17 protein-coding genes and 2 pseudogenes are annotated in these 22,089 nt (G+C 42.0%); 1 reads left to right on the forward strand and 18 read right to left on the reverse strand.

The annotated features are described in order from the left end of the window. Positions 1-9: 9 nt before the first annotated feature. Positions 10-189: a hypothetical protein gene (locus SM122_RS04925; protein ID WP_042759811.1), complete on the forward strand. Its 180-nt coding sequence runs from the start codon at positions 10-12 to the stop codon at positions 187-189. A gap of 101 nt (positions 190-290) precedes the next feature. Here SM122_RS04925 and SM122_RS04930 read toward each other — a convergent pair whose 3' ends face one another. The 18 genes and pseudogenes from SM122_RS04930 to ccrZ form a co-directional block, all read right to left on the reverse strand. Beyond that, positions 291-1,673 (reverse strand): amino acid permease, encoded by a 1,383-nt coding sequence (locus SM122_RS04930; RefSeq protein WP_155170508.1) that lies wholly within the window; start codon positions 1,671-1,673, stop codon positions 291-293. Between the two features lie 163 nt (positions 1,674-1,836). Continuing rightward, the gene (locus tag SM122_RS04935) at positions 1,837-2,094 is read right to left on the reverse strand and encodes a DUF896 family protein (RefSeq protein WP_003012632.1); all 258 of its coding nucleotides are present in this window, start codon (positions 2,092-2,094) and stop codon (positions 1,837-1,839) included. A 33-nt stretch (positions 2,095-2,127) separates the two neighbouring features. Next, positions 2,128-4,164: a glycine--tRNA ligase subunit beta gene (glyS, locus tag SM122_RS04940; RefSeq protein ID WP_324737847.1), complete on the reverse strand. Its 2,037-nt coding sequence runs from the start codon at positions 4,162-4,164 to the stop codon at positions 2,128-2,130. 207 nt (positions 4,165-4,371) lie between these two features. Continuing rightward, positions 4,372-5,289: a glycine--tRNA ligase subunit alpha gene (gene glyQ, locus SM122_RS04945; protein WP_049474374.1), complete on the reverse strand. Its 918-nt coding sequence runs from the start codon at positions 5,287-5,289 to the stop codon at positions 4,372-4,374. A gap of 509 nt (positions 5,290-5,798) precedes the next feature. Further along, positions 5,799-10,217: a S8 family serine peptidase gene (locus SM122_RS04950; protein WP_155170513.1), complete on the reverse strand. Its 4,419-nt coding sequence runs from the start codon at positions 10,215-10,217 to the stop codon at positions 5,799-5,801. A gap of 268 nt (positions 10,218-10,485) precedes the next feature. Beyond that, positions 10,486-11,328: an aldo/keto reductase gene (locus tag SM122_RS04955; RefSeq protein WP_049472469.1), complete on the reverse strand. Its 843-nt coding sequence runs from the start codon at positions 11,326-11,328 to the stop codon at positions 10,486-10,488. After that, positions 11,325-11,543 carry a hypothetical protein gene (locus SM122_RS04960; protein WP_023920264.1) on the reverse strand — a complete coding sequence of 73 codons (219 nt, stop codon included), beginning with the start codon at positions 11,541-11,543 and terminating at the stop codon, positions 11,325-11,327. Before SM122_RS04960 ends, SM122_RS04955 begins: the two co-directional genes overlap by 4 nt. 173 nt (positions 11,544-11,716) lie before the next feature. Further along, the gene (gene nagA, locus SM122_RS04965) at positions 11,717-12,874 is read right to left on the reverse strand and encodes an N-acetylglucosamine-6-phosphate deacetylase (protein ID WP_049472479.1); all 1,158 of its coding nucleotides are present in this window, start codon (positions 12,872-12,874) and stop codon (positions 11,717-11,719) included. 152 nt (positions 12,875-13,026) lie between these two features. Beyond that, complete coding sequence (locus tag SM122_RS04970; protein ID WP_324737848.1) at positions 13,027-14,658, reverse strand: Na/Pi cotransporter family protein; 1,632 nt, start codon at positions 14,656-14,658, stop codon at positions 13,027-13,029. A 449-nt stretch (positions 14,659-15,107) separates the two neighbouring features. After that, complete coding sequence (gene rbfA / locus SM122_RS04975; RefSeq protein ID WP_003003976.1) at positions 15,108-15,458, reverse strand: 30S ribosome-binding factor RbfA; 351 nt, start codon at positions 15,456-15,458, stop codon at positions 15,108-15,110. Positions 15,459-15,531: 73 nt separating this feature from the next. After that, positions 15,532-18,024 (reverse strand): annotated as a pseudogene (infB, locus tag SM122_RS04980) (translation initiation factor IF-2); the annotation flags it as partial. Positions 18,025-18,122: 98 nt separating this feature from the next. Continuing rightward, positions 18,123-18,246, reverse strand: a pseudogene (locus tag SM122_RS10915) (translation initiation factor IF-2 N-terminal domain-containing protein); the annotation flags it as partial. Positions 18,247-18,262: 16 nt separating this feature from the next. Continuing rightward, positions 18,263-18,562 carry a YlxQ-related RNA-binding protein gene (locus SM122_RS04985; protein ID WP_023920256.1) on the reverse strand — a complete coding sequence of 100 codons (300 nt, stop codon included), beginning with the start codon at positions 18,560-18,562 and terminating at the stop codon, positions 18,263-18,265. Continuing rightward, positions 18,555-18,851 (reverse strand): RNase P modulator RnpM, encoded by a 297-nt coding sequence (rnpM, locus tag SM122_RS04990; protein WP_003010401.1) that lies wholly within the window; start codon positions 18,849-18,851, stop codon positions 18,555-18,557. The genes SM122_RS04985 and rnpM overlap by 8 nt, the downstream gene beginning before the upstream one ends. 14 nt (positions 18,852-18,865) lie before the next feature. Beyond that, positions 18,866-20,008 carry a transcription termination factor NusA gene (nusA, locus tag SM122_RS04995; protein WP_003010402.1) on the reverse strand — a complete coding sequence of 381 codons (1,143 nt, stop codon included), beginning with the start codon at positions 20,006-20,008 and terminating at the stop codon, positions 18,866-18,868. A gap of 44 nt (positions 20,009-20,052) precedes the next feature. After that, positions 20,053-20,532 (reverse strand): ribosome maturation factor RimP, encoded by a 480-nt coding sequence (gene rimP, locus SM122_RS05000; protein ID WP_003003953.1) that lies wholly within the window; start codon positions 20,530-20,532, stop codon positions 20,053-20,055. A gap of 97 nt (positions 20,533-20,629) precedes the next feature. Further along, positions 20,630-21,265 (reverse strand): tRNA (guanosine(46)-N7)-methyltransferase TrmB, encoded by a 636-nt coding sequence (gene trmB, locus SM122_RS05005; RefSeq protein ID WP_024056398.1) that lies wholly within the window; start codon positions 21,263-21,265, stop codon positions 20,630-20,632. Then, positions 21,262-22,056, reverse strand: coding sequence for a cell cycle regulator CcrZ (gene ccrZ / locus SM122_RS05010; protein ID WP_003003852.1), 795 nt, complete (start codon positions 22,054-22,056; stop codon positions 21,262-21,264). Before ccrZ ends, trmB begins: the two co-directional genes overlap by 4 nt. Between the last annotated feature and the right edge of the window lie 33 nt (positions 22,057-22,089).

The raw sequence follows: 22,089 nt of genomic DNA on the forward strand, positions 1-22,089 counted from the left end.
AATATTCTTATGAAAATAAGAAAACAGATTCTCATCCCACTTTTATTGGTCGATGCTATCGCTCTCTACTTTTTTCTAACCACTATTGAGGCTTGGATTTTTTGGCTTGCTGCCCTGATCCTAGTCGGCTCACTTTGGTGGTTCAAAAAAGCCATTCAAGGACAAAAAACAGAGATGGAAGAAAAATAATTTCTTCCATCTCTGTTTTTCTTTTAATCACTCCAAGAAATTTCTTAAAAAAAGCAAACTAGCTCAGAAATAAAAACTCACCTACGGGTGAGTTTTGCGGTTTATTTATTATGTTTCCAATTGCTGTAAATCCCAAAAAGAATGATCCAGATAGTTGCTCCAATCGCTCCAATGTAAGTTGATTCTTGCAAGAAGAGACAAACGAATACAAAGAGGAAGAAAACAATGGTCAATGGATTCAACACTTTATAGGCTGGCATGACAAAACCATCTGGCATAAATTCTTTCGATTTACGGTACTTAAGATGGGCAAGCATGGTCAAAATGTAAATAGCAATGTAGACACCAGAAGAAGATGCCGTAATCAAGGCAAAGGCATCTGAGACACCTGGCAAGACATTGATAAAGGCAGAAACAGCAACCACAATCGCAGAAAAAATAATCGCGCGACTTGGAATCCCCATACGAGATAAGCTATTCAGTTTCAAACGATTCATCACTTTACTGTTTGGTGTTTCTTTTGCAATCTGGTACAAGTGACGCCCTGTTGAATAGAGGGTGGAATTCAAGGAAGATGCAGCAGCTGTCAGTACAACAAAATTAATCAATCCTGCTGCCCACTTGATTCCTACCATCTGAAAGACCGTTACAAACGGTGACTTATTGACGGGAAGCTGTTGCCAAGGGAAAATAGCCATAATCGCCAACAAAGCTCCTACATAAAAGATTACAATTCGGATTGGAATTTCTTTAATGGCTTTTGGCAATACTTGGCGGGGATTAGCGGTTTCAGAAGTAGTAATTCCGACAAACTCGATCGCTTGATAAGCAAAGAAGACCATTTGGAAGGCCATGACAAACTTGACCCAACCATTTGGAAACATTTGAAAACCACTGGTAATATTGGTTAAGCTAGCGTGTCCAGCTGGTGTTTCAAAATTCGTCGTCACCATAAAGATCCCTGTTGCGATCAAAGCTAAAATAGTGACAATCTTGATCATTCCAAACCAGAATTCAACCTCTCCAAAAACCTTCACAGCGATCAAGTTTACACAACTTAAGAGCGCTAAAAAGATAATTTGAATCTGCCAGGCTGGCCAATTTGGAAACCAAAGCTGGACATAGTTGGAAACAGCGGTGATCTCTGCCATTCCCAAAAATACCAAGGAGACCCAATAGGACCATCCTGAAAAATAACCCCAACCTTTTCCTATATACTTGGTGATAAAGTTGATAAAGGTGTGTTGATCAGGGTCCATATAGAGCATTTCTCCGATTGCCCGCATCATCAAGTACATGAAGGCGCCAGTCAGCATATAGACTAAAATAATAGAGGGCCCTGTCAAAGAAAGGGAACGACCGGCTCCAAGAAAGAGTCCTGTCCCGATGGTTCCTGCAATAGCGATCAGCTGAACATGCCGATTTTGCAGACCACGAACCATCCCATTTTCGGTTTCTTCACCAGGATGATGTTTTTTTGACATATAATTACTCCCATTCTTTTTCTGTACATTTTCAGAAAAGTATACTTCAAATTTTCATACAATCTACTATACCATGTTTTTAAAAATTGGTCAATCCAGTCCAGAATATTCTGAATTTTATAGATTAAAAAGAGTGCTGGAGTCTCTTCCAGCACTCTTTTGCTTATGAATTAGGGTCATCGAGGCTACGGCCATGCAAACCTTTTTCACGTTGCACTTGGCGTAGTTTCTCAGGTGTTACATCGTTACCTTCTTCATCCACAATTTTGATCCCTTCGATGTGGTGACGAACCGAACGACGATAACCTTCAATGTATTCTTCACGAAGTTTTGCTTGTTCCACTGCTTCTTCAGGAGTCAAACCTTCTGTTTTTTTCTTTTTAGCAAGCTCATTGATCCGAGCGATTTTTTCAGGTGTCATAATAAAACCTACTTTCTACCTGTCATCAGGTACTTATTTTGTGTTCAATTGGTTGAAGGCTGCAACAGCATTAGCTTTCGCTACAAGACCTGCAAGAAGGGCCAAACGGTTGTTTTTAACAGCCTCATCTTCTGCCATCACCATGGTATTGTCAAAGAAAGCATCAATGACTGGGCTCAGAGCAAAGAGTTGAGCCAATTTGTCGCTAGCTGAACCGGTCAATTCAAGCTCTTCAATCGCTTTAGCAAGGGCTTTTTCTTGATCATTTTCAAAGAGACTAGCGTCGACTGCTACTGAAGCATCTGCTTTTTCTGCCAAGTTGAAAGCACGTGAGAGGGATTCAACAGCTGCCTTGTAACCATCGGTCTTCGCAGCTTCTGAAAGAGCTTCAGCTGCTTCCAGCATATCAGCCACGACAAAGTTTGAACCAGCAAGAACAGCGTCTTTGATATCTTTTGGTGTGCGTCCCATCATCTTGTCCACACGCGCCTTGATGAAGTTGAGCACTTCTGCTTGATTGTCATAGGAAAGGCTATCAAATGAAAGTCCGTAAAGGCTGTCAATCAACTCATCCATAGGGATGTGCCAACCAAAGGCATCCAAGATACGAACAATCCCTTGTGTTGCACGACGAAGTGCATAAGGGTCATTGGAACCTGATGGAATCAAGCCAACTGAGAAGAAGGAAAGAAGGGTATCCAATTTATCTGCAAGGGCAAGAATGGCACCAACCTTAGTCTCTGGAAGGGCTCCGTCTGCTGAATCAGGAAGGTAGTGCTCACGGATAGCTCTCGCAACCGCAGCATCTTCACCAGCGAGAAGGGCGTATTTTTCACCCATGATTCCTTGCAATTCATCAAACTCACCGACCATACCCGTCAAGAGGTCAAATTTGTAGATTTCAGCTGCACGAGCGACGGCTGCCGTTTCTTCTGCAGTCAAACCAGCTTGCTCAGCTAGTGACGCTGCAATAACACCCGCACGCGCCATGTGTTCTGAAAGAGAACCAATTTTTTCATGGAAGGTCACGTTCGCCAATTTAGCAACGAGGTCTTCAATCTTAAGTTTTTGGTCTTCACGCCAGAAAAATTCACCATCTTCAAGACGTGCCACCAAGACTTTTTCATTTCCTCGGATAACATTTTCCAAGTGCTCAGCGTTCCCATTACGGACGGAGATGAAGTTTGGTTTGAGCTGACCATCAAGGTCACGTACAACAAAGTAACGTTGGTGCGTTTCCATTGAGGTCACCAAAACTTCTTCTGGAACATCCAAATATTTAGTGTCAAAACTTCCCATAAAGGCAGTTGGATATTCGACCAAGTTCAAGACTTCGTTCAAAAGTCCTTCTTCGATTTGAACTTGAACACCTTGTTCTGCTTCGATAGCCTTAATTTGCTCACGAATCATGTTTTCACGTTCTTTGCTATCCGCAATCACGTAAACCGTGCGAAGGTCTTCTTCATACGAATCCGCATTGGTAATTTCTACTTCATGTCCAAGGAAACGGTGGCCACGACTCACACGACCTGATTGGATATCCAAGAAATCAAGGTCGAGTGCTTCGTCGCCCAAAAGAACGATCAAGGTGTGAACTGGGCGAATGTATTCAAAGCTGTTGTTAGCCCAGTGCATGCTAACAGGGAAGGTCAATGAAGCAAGCACCTCTGGAAGGCCAGCCAAGACTTCTTTAGCTGGTTTTCCAGCTTCGTGCTTCGTAACATAAACGTACTCTTCACCCTTGACTTCACGGAATTCGATATCATCAACCGTCAAGCCTTTCCCACGGACGAATCCTTGAGCCGCTTTTGAGAAGTTTCCATCTGCATCCAAGGCGATTTTCTTAGAAGGTCCTTTAAAATCTTCGGTCAAATCAGATTGTTGATCTGCTAAACCAATCACACGGATAGCCAAACGGCGTGGTGTTGAGAAGGTTTGAATGCTTTCGTATGAAAGTCGGTTGTCATCCAAGAAGGCTGCCATTTTCTCACCGAGTTGTTTTTCACTTGGTGTGACAACGTAGGCTGGCAACTCTTCAAGTCCAAGTTCTACTAATAAGTTTTTTGTCATGTTTTTTCTCCGAAAAATATCTTTTTTCCAGTTTGCCTTATGTGATTGGCACGCAAGCAACCGACTTCGTCGTTTCATTGCTAAAATTGGAGCCTAAGGTCTCCAATTTTGCCTGGTATCGTTAGTTTCTCTAACGATACCTTTATCACTGTGGCAATTGGTTCTGTAGGATTGCTCGATCAGCCAATCCCATCTAATACGCTCTCGTTATTCTTCCTCTTCTGCTAGGAGTTTGGCGCGTGTGGCTTCGTCGAGAAGTGGGTAACCAAGTTTTTTACGTTCTGCGACGAAAGTTTTGGCTACGACACGAGCCAAGTTACGGATGCGGGCAATGTAGCCGGCACGTTCTGTAACGGATACTGCTCCACGAGCATCTAGCAAATTGAAGGTATGTGAACATTTCAAAACGTAGTCATAGGCTGGGTGAACAAGGCCCAATCCCAAAGCACGTCCTGCTTCTTTTTCAAATTTTTCGAAGTTTTCAAGAAGCATATCTTGGTCAGAAACTTCAAAGCTGTATTTTGAGTGTTCATATTCTGGTTGAAGGAAGATTTCTCCGTATTTAACGCCTGGAGCCCACTCAATATCGTAAACAGAATCGACTTCTTGGATATAAGAAGCTAAACGCTCCAATCCGTAAGTGACCTCAGAAGTTACCGGACCAGTTGCCAATCCACCAACTTGTTGGAAGTAGGTGAACTGAGTGATTTCCATACCGTCAAGCCAAACTTCCCAACCTAGACCAGCTGATCCAGTTGATGGGTTTTCCCAGTTATCTTCAACGAAACGAATATCGTGTTCCAAAGGATTGATCCCCAATTTTTCCAATGACTCTAGGTAGAGTTCTTGGATATTGGAAGGCGATGGTTTCATGACCACTTGGAATTGGTGGTGTTGGTAAAGACGGTTTGGGTTTTCCCCGTAACGACCGTCCGCAGGACGACGTGATGGCTCCACATAAGCCGCGTTCCATGGCTCAGGACCGATGGCACGGAGGAAGGTATAAGGACTCATGGTTCCCGCACCCTTCTCGTTATCATAAGCCTGCATCAGCATACAACCCTGGTCATTCCAGTATTGTTGCAAAGTCAAAATAATTTCTTGGAAGGTTAGTTTTTTTGACATCTTCTTCTCCTTTTTATAAATTCTTGCGACATGAGTCTGCCTCGTCGATTTTACGAAGCAAGACGAGTTAGTACTGCGTCTAGCTCAGGCACCAGGGTGCCTGAGCTTGGGGCAGTCCGACTGTAAGGAGGTATCTGCCACTAACGCAGTGAAAGGTTAGTTTTTTTGACATTGAATACTCCTTATTCATAAAGTTTCTTGTGACTTAGGATACAAAAAGAACCGTGTCTCTGCTCCTAAGTCCTTTGACCTAGGGGCGTCAGAAACGCGGTTCCACCCTAATTTATTACTTCATTTTATTTTACTTTACTCAGCTTTTTACTGAGAGAAAGCGCCACTTGCTTACTTTGCTCTACTTGGCTCTCACTATCCCAAGCTCGCTAGAAAAACGCCGTAAGCCCTTCTTTCTTGACTAGTATTATAGCAGATTTTTAGTGACTTGTAAATTAAAATCCGCATGAAGCAATCGTTTCATACGGATTTTAGGCTAACAAACAATGTTGTTTTTCTTATGGACGTCTTGCAGCTTTTGGTTTTTTACCATGAAGTTTTTTCTTGGCATTCTTCAAGGCTGTCAAAGCATCTTTCACATCTTGTTGGCTTGCTCCTGGATTTGAAAGGATAGTTTGTGCATCCTTGAAGGCTACTAGGTAAGCTTCTTTTTCTTCATTTCCAGCATAGATGAATTTCGCATTCTTTTCTTGGAACTTCAATTCTTCCTTGATGTATTTTTCAAGGCTTGAAAAATCAGTTGCTTTCCCGTTTAATTTTCCTTCCGCACGGCTAAGCTCAGCAAGTGCTTGATTGATTTGTTCTTGTTTCACAGTTGGATCAACTGCAAGCAAGGCCACTGTTTGGAAAGCGCGATCGTAGTCTCGACGTACTTTTTCTTTGGCATTAGCATAACGACCCGTTTTAGTCGTAGCATCATAAGCTTGCATGGCTTCTTTCAAAGCCGCAACGTTTGAATCTTTCCCATCCAAAGCTTGGCTAGCAGCTTCAAGACTAGCTAGAGCTTGGTTGACTTGCTCTTGACTGGCCTTATTGATCAAGGCTGCTTGGGCAGCTTGCAAGGCTTGATCATAGGCTTCCTTCTTATCCACACTGGCATTGAAGTATTGCGCTGTCTTTGTAACATCTGCTTGGTTGTTCAAAGCAGCTAAGAGATCCACTTTTGAGATCACTCCAATACGATAATTGTTGTTACGCCCTGCGACAACTGAGATCACTGGTGCTTCCTCAGCTAGTTCATAGCCTGTAGGAAGAGTTGCAACCAAGGTATATTGACCAGTCGCTACAGATTTACCAAAGCCATTTTTACCATATTTTTCAGCAGGCAAGACAAAGTTTTCACCATCTGCCCCTTTTAATACGATCGTAGCTGCTTTTGAAACCGGTTGATCAAAGCTGATGCTAACTGGTGCATATTCTAAAGTATTGGCAAGAAAAGCGATCGTTTGGAAACTATTATCTTCTGTCAAATCAAATTCTTGCGTCAAGCTGCTGACAAATTTCACTTCTGTACGATCATAAGTAAAGATTTCTGCAGTGTAATGACCAAAGTTCAAGAAGTTAATATCTTTTGTCTTGTCAACTGATACATATTGACCATTGCTATCTTTGATTCGGTAAACATACATAGTATCCAAAGCTTTGTTCGTTTTAGCGTCACGAACTGCGATTTGAACCCGACCACTATTTTGATCCCGAACTAAATCAGCTAGTGAAACATAATCTACGTTCCCCGCAAAGTCTTCTACATAGTAGTAGATATTCTTCTTATCGATGTTTTCAGGAAGATCGAAGCTACCATCTGTATTGGCCTTGATCACATGGTAATTTTCAAGCGCACGAGTACCATTCTTATCTTCACTGGTTTGGACCATCGTTCCTTGTTCATCAAATGGTGTGACATAAACTAGTTTTTCTGTCAAAATACCGCCTTCACCAACATCTTTGGCTTTACGTGCAACAAACTGTTGTGCTCCGTCTTTAAAGCGAATATAGCCAGATGTAATCACTGGTTTTTGAGTATCAACCCGAACCTTGAAGGTCGTTGATTGCTCCTCAGCTCCAGGAACCATTGGGGTATAATGGATGACATAATCATATAGACCATCTGCTACTGCATTCCCATTCGCATCAATACCATTCCAAGCAGTATTATCTAATGTGTAGCTGCGTGGATTCTTTTGGTCACCGTTGAAGAAGTTCTTACGATGGTCAGATGGAGTTCCTTCCCACAATGGATTTTTATGTTCCGTATCACTTGCTGCATAAACAGTTGCACGAAGGTTTTCAATGTTTCTAAGGGCAACTGTCTTGTATTCGACGAAATCTTTATTTCCATCTTCATTTGGTGAAATGGCAATGCGAACATTTCCGTTTTCATCTAGTTGAAGGGTGTGAGTTCCTTCTGCATTTTCGTCAATACCAAGGACTGTAATCCGACGACCGTCTCGTTTTCCTTGAGTGAGAAGGAAGTCATTTTGCTGGGTGACGAGTGCAGAAACATTCGCACTAGAAGAGATATTCAAATTTTTTGGAACATGATAGTAGAAGCCATCTTTTCCTTCACGAACCAAATCATAGATTGGTTTTTCAACAGCTGGAAGGTTTTGGAATTCTCCCTTGAATCCCATAAATGGCAAGCTAACTACATCCCCATCATCTGCTGGATCGACAAAACGAACAAATCCTTCAAGGAAATAGCCATTTGGCATTTCTTTACTTAATTCTTCTGTGAATTTCCTTGTGTCGACTTTCACTGTAACTGTTTCAGAGCTATGAGCTTTCACAGTTACTTCAGGCCAAGCTGTTTCAGTCAATTTACGTGGACGGAGGGTAAATTTACCATCCTTCACTTCATCTGTGTCAGTATTCACCAACATTTTCAAGGTACGATCGGTATCTGAAATATTGTGAACCGTAACATCAAAGGTAAAGCTATCTCCAACATTACCAAGAGTGACGCTTGGATAGTTGTTTTCACCGGTCACATACAAGTCTGTTGAAACGGCAGCTGCTGTGTCAACAACCCCTGCTCCCTGTTGACGAGGAGAAGTATAAGCACCCGTTTCTTTATTAACGTGTGGTTTAGCCGTAGACATGATCAAGGCTTTCACTGTTTCAGAAACTTGTTCTGGAGTTAATTCTGGATGGTTCTTCACAAGGTATTCTTTAACCAAGGCTGCAACACCTGCTACGTGAGGTGAGGCCATACTAGTACCACTCATATCCCCATAGGTATTGTCATTTAAAGAAGAGAAGATGTTCCCACCAGGTGCAGTGACATCTGGTTTCAACTGACCATCTGTTGTTACACCCCAGCTTGAGAAATCAGACAATTGGTCTGCTTCTGGAGATGGACGGTTGGCCATGGTATTGTTAAAGACAACTTTGTAAGATCCAGCTTTAAGAGCTTCCCCATAGCGTTTTGAAATAAAGACAGATGGAATTTTCTTAGCATCCCCATCAATTGACATTCCAAGGTTTGATCCTTCCACATTATTGTAGACCAAAGCCCCTACTGCACCATGATGGAGGGCATTCGCAATTTTTTCTGTGAATGGAATTTCTCCACGTTGAATAAGCGCTAATTTACCAGTAAGATCTAGATCTTTGAAATCATCTTCTTTCCCAAGACCAACAGATACATACTCATATTCTTTGCCTTTTTCAAAGTCTGTATCTGTTGCAGATTTACTGTAGTCAAATTTCCCGTTATCTACTTCTGCATTACCTTCTAGACCTTTGACTTCGAAAACCTCTGTGGTAATGATTTTATTATTGATTGAAGCAACAGAAATAGAGTCCTCTACTGTTGATGGGTTTCCGACCAAGCCGTAATCTGGATTTTCTGCAGCTGGTCTTGAATAGCCATTCCCAAAAGTATTGCTATTTCCTGCAGAGATTAGGACAGATACACCTTTAGCACGCGCCCGTTTGATGGCGTCAATGATATCTGAACCTGCATTGACCGTAGAACCAGTAGAAGATCCAAGACTCATATTGATGGTATCTGCACCAAGAGCTACAGCATCATCAATTGCTTTTACATAAAGAGCAGAACCCGTTGTTTTTTGACGATCTGAGAAGACACGCATAAACATAACTTGCGCTTCTGGTGCTACACCATAGATCTTTTCTCCGTTTCCTGCTTCTTTATCAGGATTCCCTGTCGCAATCCCTGTAACGTGCATCCCGTGAGAATCTCTTTCAGCCTCTTTGATATTATCTGTACCATCAAAATAGTCATAGGCATAGACAACTTTGTCGTTGTACCATTTACCATAATCAATTCCTGCTGCTTTCTTAGCAGCTTCGATTTCTTCTTGATTTTTAAACTTAGCTTTTGAAGGATCGGTAATCCGAAGAACCTCGTGGTTCACATCCAAACCAGAGTCGATGACGGCGACCACCATCCCTTCCCCTTTGTAGCCTTGCTTCCAGGTTTGGGGAACAGTAATGATTTCGTCACTTTCGATGCTTTGAGGTTTTTCAGTTGACTCATGGCGATTCGTTGTTCCCGAACTTGTCGCAGTAGCCACTACTGTTGCTTTTTCAACAGGTTTTTTCGCTTCTTCCGGTTTTGTTTCTGGAACAGCAGCTGCCTCTTTCGGAGCTTCTGTTTTTTCAACTACAGCTGCGTCTTTTGTATTACTTGCCTTTTCAGCAACAGCTGCGTCTTTTGTAACTTCAACTTTCTCACTAGCAACTGCTGTACTTGCTTCTGTTGCTTGTGAATGCTCTTCTTCAGCAGGTGCCTGTTGACTGTTTGCTACAAGCTGTGTCCCAGCGCTCGTTTGACCCGCTGTTTGTTCTTCTGCACTCGCTTGTGCAGATCCAAATACCAAAACAGCCCCTAATAAAACTGAGGCTACACCAAATTTGTATTTCCTTAATGAAAAACGCTCTTGTCTATTCATAGAAACTCCCCTTTTATTTTAATAGTAACTATTATAACGCAAAATTATCTGAAAATTCATTCAAAAATGAATTGTAACACAATTGTAATATTTACGTATATTACTAATTATTAACTTATTTTCGTTCGGAAATTTTTGAAGTTGAACAGGAAAATATTATAGAACATCTGTTTTTTTTGGATCCTTAAAATTACTTCATGTTTGAAAGGTTTTTAAAAACCGAGAACGAAACTGTCCTCGGTTTTCATTAATGAATAGAAATTCTCTTTTAAAAATCTTTGGTGTCCGGATCTGGTGCACCTGCTTCAACCGGAAGATGGCGCAGGAGTTCCACATCATCTGCCGTCAATTCAAAATCAAAGCAATTTAGATTACTCGCAATCCGCTCAGGCGTAACCGATTTTGGCAAAGGAAGGAAGCCTTCTTGTAAACTCCAAGCTAAAGCTAGTTGAGCAACGGTCTTTCCATATTTAGTAGCCATTTCTTTTACTTGTTCATTTTGGAACAATTCCCCTTGGCCAAAAGGTCCCCAAGCCTCTAGTAAGATACCCTGCTTGCGACTTGCAGCAATGGCTTCGCTTTGGTAAACCCCAGGTGCTAGACGAATTTGGTTCACAGCTGGGATGACCCGAGCTGTTTCAAGGAGCGCTTCCAAATGATGGGGAAGAAAATTGCTAATGCCAATAGCCCGAACCTTACCAACAGCTAGCATATCTTCCATGGCTCGCCAAATCTCAGCGTTTCGCACTTTCCAAGCATCATTTTCTCGAAGGGGTTTTGGATTTGGCCAATGAATCAAATAAAGATCGACATAGTCCAAACCCAGTTTCTCAAGAGACTCGTCCAAAGCAGCTTGAGCATCTTCATAAGTATGATTCGTATTCCAAAGTTTGGTAGTAATAAACAAGTCTTCGCGTTTAAGACCACTATCCTTGATCGCCCGACCAACGCTCTCTTCATTTTGATAAATCGCAGCTGTATCGATATGCCGGTAACCTGCTTTTAAAGCAGCTAAAACAGCCTGATAGGCTTCTTCTCCATCCGCTGCTTTCCAAGTTCCAAATCCCAATACAGGAATCTCCACCCCATTATTTAAACGATAATGATTCATTTTTTCTTTCCTTTCTTCAATTTCGGTTTCTTAGGCCCTCGAAGCTTGAGCTCTGGTTTAAAAATATTCTTCTTGGTTGGCTCCATCTTCTTGCTATAAAAACTATAAACTAAGAATGCCCCACCAACGATCACAATAAAAATATTTTTTCTTACAATACCATAGAGCAAGAAAAAAATTCCCATCAATAAAAAACGTATATCAATTGCCTTCATAAGCTACCTCACATTTCAATTCCCATTATAGCATGAAAAGACAGCATTCACAAAATTGCACTACCATGGATAAACAAAAAAAGATCCTACATACTGATCCCCCTATGAATACATCACAAAAACCTCTCCAGGTATGACCTAGAGAGGAAGTATTCTATCTTTAATTCTTGAATCTAGTTGGCAGCTTGGTAACGTTTAACTCCATCGAGATAGGTCGCAACCAGATCCAAATTTTGGTCAAGCACGATGAAGTCCGCATCATAACCTTCTCGAATTTGACCACAAACGTCATCAATATGGACTGATTTTGCCGGATTGAGACTGGCCATCATCACCGCTTCGTAAGGGTTGGCAATCCCCCACTCTACGACATTTTTTAATCCATCTTTCAATTTTAAGATTGAGCCAGCTAAATTACCAGTTGATTTCAAGCGAGCAGTCCCTTCAGCGACCACAACTGGGAATTCCCCAAGCATGTAGTCCCCGTCTTCTAAGCCCCCAGCTGTCATACAGTCAGTGATCAAGGCAACATTTTCTTTTCCTTTTTGTTTCATCAGGATATCACAAGCTAGCGGATCAACGTGATGACCATCACAGATCAACTCTGCTGTAGTATGAGGCAACTCATACATAGCTCCAACCATACCGAGTTCACGGTGAGTCAAACCACGCATACCATTATAGGCATGCACCCAGACACTCGCTCCTGCATCAACCGCTTTTTTAGCTTCTTCAAAAGTAGCATTGGAGTGTCCCAGGGCGACTGTCACTCCTTCTCCTGTAATGGTCCGAACAAAGTCTTCTACCCCTTCACGCTCAGGAGCAAGGGCAATCTTATTCAACAGACCATTAGCCGCTTTTTGCCAAGCACGGAATTCTTCCATACTTGGATCTTTCATATAAGCTGGATTTTGAGCTCCCTTGTATTTTTCTGTAAAATAAGGTCCTTCAAAATAAATACCGCGAATCTTAGCGCCTGTTGCTTCTTTGTATCGTGCACCAATATTTTCAGTTACCGCCAAAAGTTGTTCGTAAGAGGAAGTCAAAGTCGTAGGCAAAAAGCTTGTGACCCCGGTACTCAAGAGACCTTCACTCATGGTATGGAGAGTGCCTTCGATATTATTATCCATAACATCTACTCCACCAAAACCGTGTATATGGGTATCCACCAAGCCCGGAGCAATACTGTAACCTGAATAATCCAGCACATCTGCTCCTTCTGGTAAGCTTTCCACATGTTTTCCAAACTTGCCATTGACGAGCTCCAAATAACCTCCACGGCGAACCCCATGCGGGTAATAGAATTGATCTGCTTTAATATATGTAGACATAAAATCGTCCTTTCCATTGTAGGAACTGTGTTCCATTTATATTCATACATATTATAACGCTTTCACTTCCATTTGTAAATGGTCTAGACCTATTTTTAGATAGAATCATATAAAAACAGAGCAAGCTTCCTACTTACTCTGTTTGACATTCATTAAATTTGCTCGATTTGTACTTTTTCAGCTAGATTCATGGCATGGTCTGCAACACGTGTATAGTGAGAAATGATATCAATAGAGTTCACTCCTGCTTGTGGCGTACATTCACCTTGGTTCAACCGACGAATATGAGTTTTCCGAAGTCTTTTCTCCAATTTTTCAATTGCATCGTGACGTGCTACTAGTTGATTTGCAAGACTCACATCATTGTGCTCGATAGATTTCAAAGCATCCTCTACAAATTGATGGGTTTGGTTGTAAATATCTTCCAATTCAGCCAAGGCCGCTTCTGAAAAGACCACTTTCTTACGAATTAAATAATCGGTCAGATTGATCAAGGCTTCCGCGTGATCTCCAATCCGCTCCAAATCCCGTGAAGAATCCAAGATATTGGTGAGAACTTCACTTTCTCTCGGACTCAAGGCTTCACTTGACAAACGAATCAGGTAGCGAGTCAAATCATCATCGATGGTATTGATGGCTTCTTCTGTCTTATGACCCTTTTCAGCTGTTTTCTCATTTTGATGAACAATATAATCATAAGAGAGGCTAAAGGCTTTATCTGCATATCCACCTAAATGAAGCAACTCTTTTTTCGCATTTCCAAGAGCAATCGAAGGTGCTTGAGTGATCAAATTTTCATCCAAGTAGAGCGGTTCATATTTGACAACCTCGTCCTCACCAGGAATCAGCTTGGTCACAAAGTATGCCAAAGCTCCAATGAATGGGAACTGGATGATGGTATTGGTTATATTAAAGGTTCCGTGAGCAAAGGCTATGGTCATTTCTGGGGATAAATGAAGAGTCGTTTCAAACCATTGAATCAAAGAGGTAAACGGAACAAGGAAGACAAGACAGATAATGGTTCCGATAACATTAAAGGCTACATGGGCACCTGCCACACGTTTGGCCGCAATATTAGCTCCCAAGGAAGCAATGATAGCTGTAATGGTCGTTCCGATATTATCACCAAAGAGAACTGGGAGGGCTCCTTTCAGGTCAATCAAATGACTAGCATAGAGATTTTGCAAGATACCAATGGTTGCAGAAGAGGCCTGAATCAAAAGTGTTAAGCCTGATCCAACAAAGACACCCAAGATAGGACTTTTACTTAACTGCACCATATAGTCACGAAAGACTTGCAAATCTTTAAGAGGTTCCATAGCCCCACTCATCAAGTTGAGGGCAAAGAAGATACCACCGACACCAAAAACGATTCGTCCAACATTATTAACCAAACGATTTTTGGTAAAGAAGAGACAAACCGCTCCGATAAAGAGCATGGGAAGAGCGTAGTCTCCTAATTTAAAACCAATGATAAAGGAGGTAATAGTCGTTCCAATATTGGCCCCCATAACAATACCAATAGCTTGACGGAGGGTTAGAAGTCCTGCACTCACCAGACCGACCGTAATCACTGTAACCCCTGAACTCGACTGAATCAAGGCAGTCATCCCAATCCCTACTAGAACCCCTAGAAAGGGATTACTCGTATATTTATCAATATAGTATCGAAGTCGATCTCCTGCAGCCTGTTGCAAGCCTTCTCCCATGGTTTTAATACTATAGAGAAAGAGCCCCAGGCCTCCCAAAAAGTTAAATACAATTTCCTGCCAGTTAATCGACATGTTCATTCCTCCAAATTTGAGATCAGAAATAAAACTCCTCTCCTATTGTAAAGGATAATTTCCAATCACACAAGAGATTTCTGTAAATTTCTATTATTTTTTGAAACCGTTTTTCCTTCTGTTTTATTTTCCTCGTTTTAAGAGCCAAAAAAAGAGGGTGGAAAATTTCCAACCCGAGACTGTAGACAAACTATTCTTTTTTATAAATCTAATAAATTCTATAAAAAGAAATGTTACTCGTTAGAGTGATTCAATCATCTACTGAAACTTTTCGTCGTGAGAAAAGTACCTGAAACTTAATAGTTTCAGGTACTCGGAATTATTGAGACCTTAGGCTCAATAATTAGTCATGGAACTTCGAAGAAGTTCGCTGACGTCCGTACTCACCTAAGGAAAGTTTCTAAGAAGACTTTGTCTTTCAATCTGGGCGTGGAAAATTTCCAACCTCTCTAGTCTTTGTTCAAATTGCGTAACATCTCATCGATCTTGTTACCGTATTCGATAGACTCGTCTTTGACAAAAGTAAGATCCGGAATCTTGTACAGTTTCAAATTCCGACCTAATTCACGCTTGATGGTTCCTGTTGCTTTTTCAAGGCCTGTCTGAGCCTTTTGATTGTCTGAAGCCAAATCACTCATAATTGAATAATACACTTTGGCCATAGACAAATCACCTAGCATTTGAACATCCGTAATAGTAACGCCTTGAACACGCGGGTCACGGACTTTCTTTTGTAAAATCTCATTGACTTCACGCTTGATTTCCATCCCTACTCGATCTGTCCGAAAATGACTTGCCATAGGAACTCCTTTCTGCTTTGTGTTTAAAAACTAGGAAATCAGAGAAAATTCCTCTTTTTTCCTAGTCAGCCTCTTATTTTTTAATTTCTTCCATGATGTAGGCTTCAATGGTATCGTCTGTCTTGATATCATTGTAGCCTTCAATCATCAATCCACCTTCACGACCATTTGTCACTTCTTTGACATCATCTTTGAAGTGTTTCAAGCTTGCAAGAGCACCGTCATATATCACGACACCGTCACGAATGACACGAACCTTGGAATCACGAGTGACCTTACCACTGAGGACCATAAATCCACCGATGGTACCCACTTTAGAGACCTTAAAGGTTTCACGAATAACTGCTTCCCCGATGACTTTCTCTTCGAACTCAGGATCCAACATACCCTTCATGGCATCTTCCATTTCTTCAATCACTTTGTAGATAATTGAGTGAAGACGGATTTCTACCTCATCAGCTTCAGCTTGTTGACGTGCTTGTGGCGTAGGGCGGACGTTAAATCCGATGATGAAGGCATTTGAAGCTTCTGCAAGGGTCACGTCTGATTCGTTGATAGCACCAACTGCTGAGTGAACGATGGTCACTTTCACACCTTCCACTTCAATCTTTTGAAGGGAGGCAGCAAGGGCTTCAACCGAACCTTGTACATCGGCTTTAATGATGACATTAACAGATTTCACTTCCCCAGCCTTCAAGGTATCAAAGAGATTTTCAAGGCTGACGCGGTTGGTTGCTTGACGTTGTTTCATCAGAGCACGTTTGGCACGTTCTTCACCCGCTGCACGCGCTGATTTTTCATCTTCATAAACCGCGAAGTGGTCACCCGCCATTGGCGCTTCGTTCAAACCAGTGATAGAAACCGGAGTAGATGGTCCTGCCACCTTCACACGACGTCCAAGGTCATTGGTCATGGCACGGACACGTCCAAAGGTATTTCCGACAACGATTGGGTCTTGAACATTCAAGGTACCTTGTTGAACAAGGAGGGTTGCCACCGCACCTTTTCCTTTATCCAAGCGCGCTTCGATAACAGTACCGATGGCACGAACAGTTGGATCTGCCTTGAGTTCTTGGATTTCAGCCACAAGAAGGACCGTTTCCAAGAGTTCGTCGATATTTTGGTTGAACTTAGCTGAGATTTCTACAAACTCAGAATCGCCACCCCAAGCAGTTGACATAACCCCATGCTCTGCCAATTCACCGATGACACGCTCTGGGTTGGCACCTGGTTTATCAATCTTGTTAATAGCCACAATGATTGGGACATTGGCAGCTTTTGAGTGGTTGATGGCTTCGATGGTCTGTGGCATCACCCCATCATCTGCTGCTACAACCAAGATGGTAATATCGGTAACAGATGCACCACGCGCCCGCATAGAAGTAAAGGCCGCGTGTCCAGGTGTATCCAAGAAGGTAATCTTCTTACCATTTTCCACGATTTGGTAGGCACCGATGTGCTGGGTGATTCCTCCCGCTTCACCTGTTGCTACACGGGAATTACGAAGGGTATCCAAAAGGGTAGTCTTCCCGTGGTCAACGTGTCCCATGATGGTGACAACTGGTGGACGCTCTACCAACTCATCTGGATTTAAATAACCATCTTCAACGAAGAAGCGTTCGATATCGGCATTGTCCACTTCAACCTTTTTCTTGGCTTCAATTCCATAATCCACCATCAAGAGTTCAATCGTATCTCCATCCAGCGATTGGTTTTGAGTCGCCATGACTCCCATCATAAAGAGTTTCTTGACGATTTCAGCCGGTTCACGCTTGATGCGTTTTGCGATTTCTGCAACCGTCATTCCATCCGTATACTCAAATTCACTTGGTAATTCATGGAATTTACGCTCTGTTACTGGTTTTGGAGCATCATTACGGTTGTTCTTTCCTTTTTTATTTTTCTTATTGTTATTCCAGTTACTATTTCTCTGATTTCTCACTTGATTTTGACTATTTCGATTCCTTTGTTGTTTTCTTGGACCATCTTCTTCACGATCAAAATCATCGCGTTTCTTATCTGGTCGCGCTTGTTTCTTCCGACGTGTATCGACTTGAGCTGGAGCAGCAGCAACAGCTGGTTTTGTATGGTTCTCAACAGCTGGCTCCTGTACAGGTGCTTTCACTTCTGGTGCTTCTACCCGTTTCCGGCGCTGTTGACGTTCTTGTTCTGCTTTTGCAGCTTGTTGTTTGTAGCGATCTTCACTTCCACGTGCGTACTCAGCATTTTGTTCAGCTTTCAGTGCTGCTGCACGCGCTTTGAAATCAACTTTTGGTGCCACTTGGGGTTGTGCACTACGTCTTTGATCTGGTCGGTTATTGCGACGCTCAGAACCTTGATTTCGTTGTTCATTTCGCTCTTGTGGTCGTTGATTTCGGTTGTCACCATGACGCTGATTGTCCTTGCGATCGCGTTTTGGACGATTATCTTGTTGTTTCCTACGTTCAGCCTGCTCTTTTGCACGCGCTTCTCGTTCCGCTTTAAAGTTACGACTCTTTGGTTTAGCAGCTGGCGTTACTGATTTTGTCTCAGTTGCTCCTTCTTTTTTGACGGGCGCTGCTTCTTTTTTCTCTGCGACAGCCGTTGTCTTGGCAGCCACTTCTGCTACTTTCTTTTCGACTGTTTCTTTTTTCGCTGAAAAGCTCTTGATCAACTTTTCAGCAACATCAGTATCGACACTAGATGCATGACTCTTGACGTCAAAACCTAATTCTTTCGCACGAGTGACGACTTCCTTACTTTCCTTGCCCAATTCTTTGGCAATTTCGTATAATCTTTTCTTAGACAATTGCTGTCCTCCTCTTCTATTCCATAAGAGACCTCATTTTCTTTGAAAATCCAGCATCTACAACAGCGACGACCTTACGGGCACGTCCAATTGCAGTGCTTAATTCTAGTGTTGAAAACACGGTAGATACTTGAACCTCATAATAGTGACCCTTATCTGTCACCTTTTTTGTCAGGTTACTAGCTGCATCATTTGCCAGAAAAACTAATTGTGCTTTTTCTTCCTGGATTGCTTTGATCACGAGTTCTTCTCCAGAAATGAGTTTTCCTGCTCTTTGCGCCAAGCCCAACAAATTACTTATCTTTTGCTTATTCAAGGCCTAACTCTCTTCTCTTCACCTTATGATCTACATAAGCGATCAATTCATCATAGAAAGCTTCTTCCACTTCCATATTAAAGCTACGATTAAAAACTTTCTTTTTCTTAGCAAGTGCCGCTTCTTCATTGTCTAGCTTGATGTAAGCGCCTCGACCATTGGCTTTGCCAGTTGGATCGATAAAGACTTGTCCTTCTTTATTTTTGACAATGCGGAGCAAATCGCGCTTATCAATAATTTCATTTGAAACGACAGATTTTCTTAAAGGGATTTTTCTTGTTTTTACCATGTTCCCTCCCTCTCTTAATCGACTTGCTCTTCGCCACTTTCTACTTGGTCTTCAAAAGTTTCTTGAGCTGCTTCCATTTCTTCGAACTCACTAGCAGATTTGATATCGATGCGGTAACCAGTCAAATGAGCTGCCAAACGAACGTTTTGACCACGACGACCGATGGCAAGAGATAGTTTATTATCTGGAACCACAACGAGAGCATGTTTGCTATCTTCATCATCAAAAATAACTTGGTCCACTTCTGCAGGAGCGATCGCATTGTAGATAAATTCAGCTGGATCTGGAACCCACTCGATGACATCGATATTTTCTTCTGTCGGAACCATACGGTCTAATTTTTGATCGTATCGAGCTGGGTGGAACTTGCTGGTAATCTTTTTAATATTCGATCCACCACGACCAACGATAGTCCCAATCGCATCTACGTTTGGGTTATGGCTACGAACCGCAACTTTTGTACGATCTCCAGCTTCACGCGCTACACTCATAATCTCAACAGTTCCATCATAGACTTCAGGAATTTCCTGTTCCATCAAACGTTTGATCATTTCAGGGTGGCTTCGACTAACAAAGACATTGACACCACGTGGATTATCTTCTACCTTGTAGACAAATACTTCAATTCGATCATGAGATTGGAACACTTCTCCTGGAATTTGGTCTTGCTTAGACAATTGTGCTTCGATTGAACCAAGATTGACATAGATAAATCGATTGTCAAAGCGCTCCACCGTTCCACTCATGATTTCATTTTCATGTTCTTTATAAGTATTATAGGTTATGGTGCGCGTTTGCTTCCGCATTTTTTCCATGATGGTTTGTTTGGCAGATTGAGCTGCTACACGACCAAATTCAGCTGGTGCTTCTTCAAATTTGATCTTGTCACCCAACTCATAAGCAGAGCTAATGGCTAAGGCATCCTTCAAGCTGATTTCTAAACGGCTATCAAAGACTTCATCCACCACTTCACGAACCGTATAAACACGGAAATCTCCAGTTTTTTCATTGAATTCAATCGCTGCACTTTCTGATTGTCCATAACGACGGCGATAGGCTGAACGCAATGATTCTGTGACTGCTTCGATGATATCTTCTTTTTTGATCCCTTTGTCTTCTTCCAAAATGCGGAAGGCTTCTAGCATTTCTTTACTCATGTTTTTCTTGCCTCTTCTATAAAGGCATCCTTTCTTTCATTCTGTTACAATTTTACAGCCAACCTTGCTTTGGACACAAGGTTATAAGGAATATCCACTGTTTTCTTTCGTGTTTTATCCATATATTCAATGGTCAAAACATCCTCTTCAAAACCTACCAGGTTCCCCTCAAAGACCTTTTGCTTTTCAACAGCCTTGTACAAGCTGATATTGACGTACTTACCAACAGCTCCCTCGAGTGCTTCCTTGGTTTTCAAAGGTCTCTCCAAGCCAGGACTGGTGACTTCTAAAAAGTACTGTTCTGGAAATGGGTCTGGTTTGATTTGATCCAATAGCGGACTGATGATTTCTGTCAAATCCGCTGTATCATTCAGTGTGATTCCTTCTGGTTTGTCTACGAAAATGCTTAAGACGTAGTCACCACCCATTTTGCCATATTCAACATCAACCAATTCAAATGGTTCCTTTATAGCTGGCTGAATCACTTCTGTTACTAAGTCAACAATCGTTGCGATGGTTGCCACCTCCTCATAGATAAGAGGCGAAGATATTTCCCCGCCTCTCCTTTTCTATTCATTTAATGTATTATAGCACGATTTCCCAATGATTGCAAGGAATATGCTAAAACTGTGCTTCTACACGGTAAATGACCTGGCCTTTACTTGAGAACTTCTTCTCATATTCCGTCATGACATTGCCCTCAAAGTCACTAGCATGAAGGTCTAACCAGACTCCCTTCAAAGTCATTCCATATTGCGAAAAACTCACCAAACTGTATTCAAACAAACCTCGGTTGTCTGTTTTAAAGTGAATCTCCCCATGTTCTGGAAGAATTTGCTTGAAGGTGTCTAGGAAGGTCTTGTAAGTCAAGCGACGCTTCTCATGACGTTTCTTTGGCCATGGATCTGAAAAATTCAGATAGAGCTGATCAATTTCTCCATCTTCAAAATAGTTAGTCAAGCTATCCCCATCTACCCAAAGTAATTTAATATTAGGAACATCAGCTTCTAAGACCTTATCTAAAGCATAACTTAAGACTGATTTTTGAATATCAATTCCGATGTAGTTGATCTCTGGATTGGCCTTGGCCATCCCAGTAATAAAGGCCCCTTTTCCGCTACCCACTTCGATATGAATAGGATGGTCATTTCCAAAAATCTCATGCCACTTTCCCTTGGCATCTTCTGGATTTAGGACCACATATTGCGGGTTCGCTTCTAATAATTCAGTCGCTCCCTTGCGATTTCTAACTCTCATATTTCCTTTCCATATTTCAACCGGAAATTGCGCAGAGCATAGATCTCGCGATTGACATTTTCTAAATCATTATTTTCATAGTATTTAGCAATTTGGCACAAGAAAGAGTATTGACCAAACCAATAGAGTTTATCAAATACTTTTTGATTGTACTTGTAGCCATAATAGCCTAACCAATCGCGCCAATTAGAATCTGGGATATAGTGACTCAAGATATGCGCCACATCCAACATCCGGTCTGTCAAACGAACAGAGTCCCAATCGACTAGATAAATCAAGCCGCTCTCTGTCTCAATCCAGTTACTATGACGAACATCTCCGTGGACGATCGTCGCATAATCCTCCCGAAAGGCAGGCACTGTCTTACGTAAATTCTTTACGACTGATTGGATATAGTGGTTCTGACGTAGGGCAATTGGCAACCGGTTACTCCAAGAATTGAGCAATTCTAATGGAGATTCCACAGGATAGCCAAGTTTTTTTAATTGAGTCATCAAAGGTCTAGAACGGTGCAATCTCGTTAAAATATTGACGACTTGTTTTTTCGACATCCCATTTGGCGTGAGAATTTCCCCATTCAACCATTCTTGGGCACTCATCACATTTCCATCTGGCAAGCGTCGACTCCATAACAATTGAGGAGCAATCTGTTCTTTTGCTAGACCCGCAAGGATTGGGGTCGTATTCATTTTTACAAAAACGCGCCCACCATCTGGGTAGGTCCCCATGTAGGCCTTCCCACTCTTCCCAGGAATTGGGGTGAGGCTTAGCTCTTTTTCATTCGAGTCCATCTTTTCCTCCGTAAAAAGTTTCCAATCTATTTT

The sequence above is a fragment of the Streptococcus gingivalis genome, assembly GCF_035544715.1.
Classification (GTDB): Bacteria; Bacillota; Bacilli; order Lactobacillales; family Streptococcaceae; genus Streptococcus; species Streptococcus gingivalis.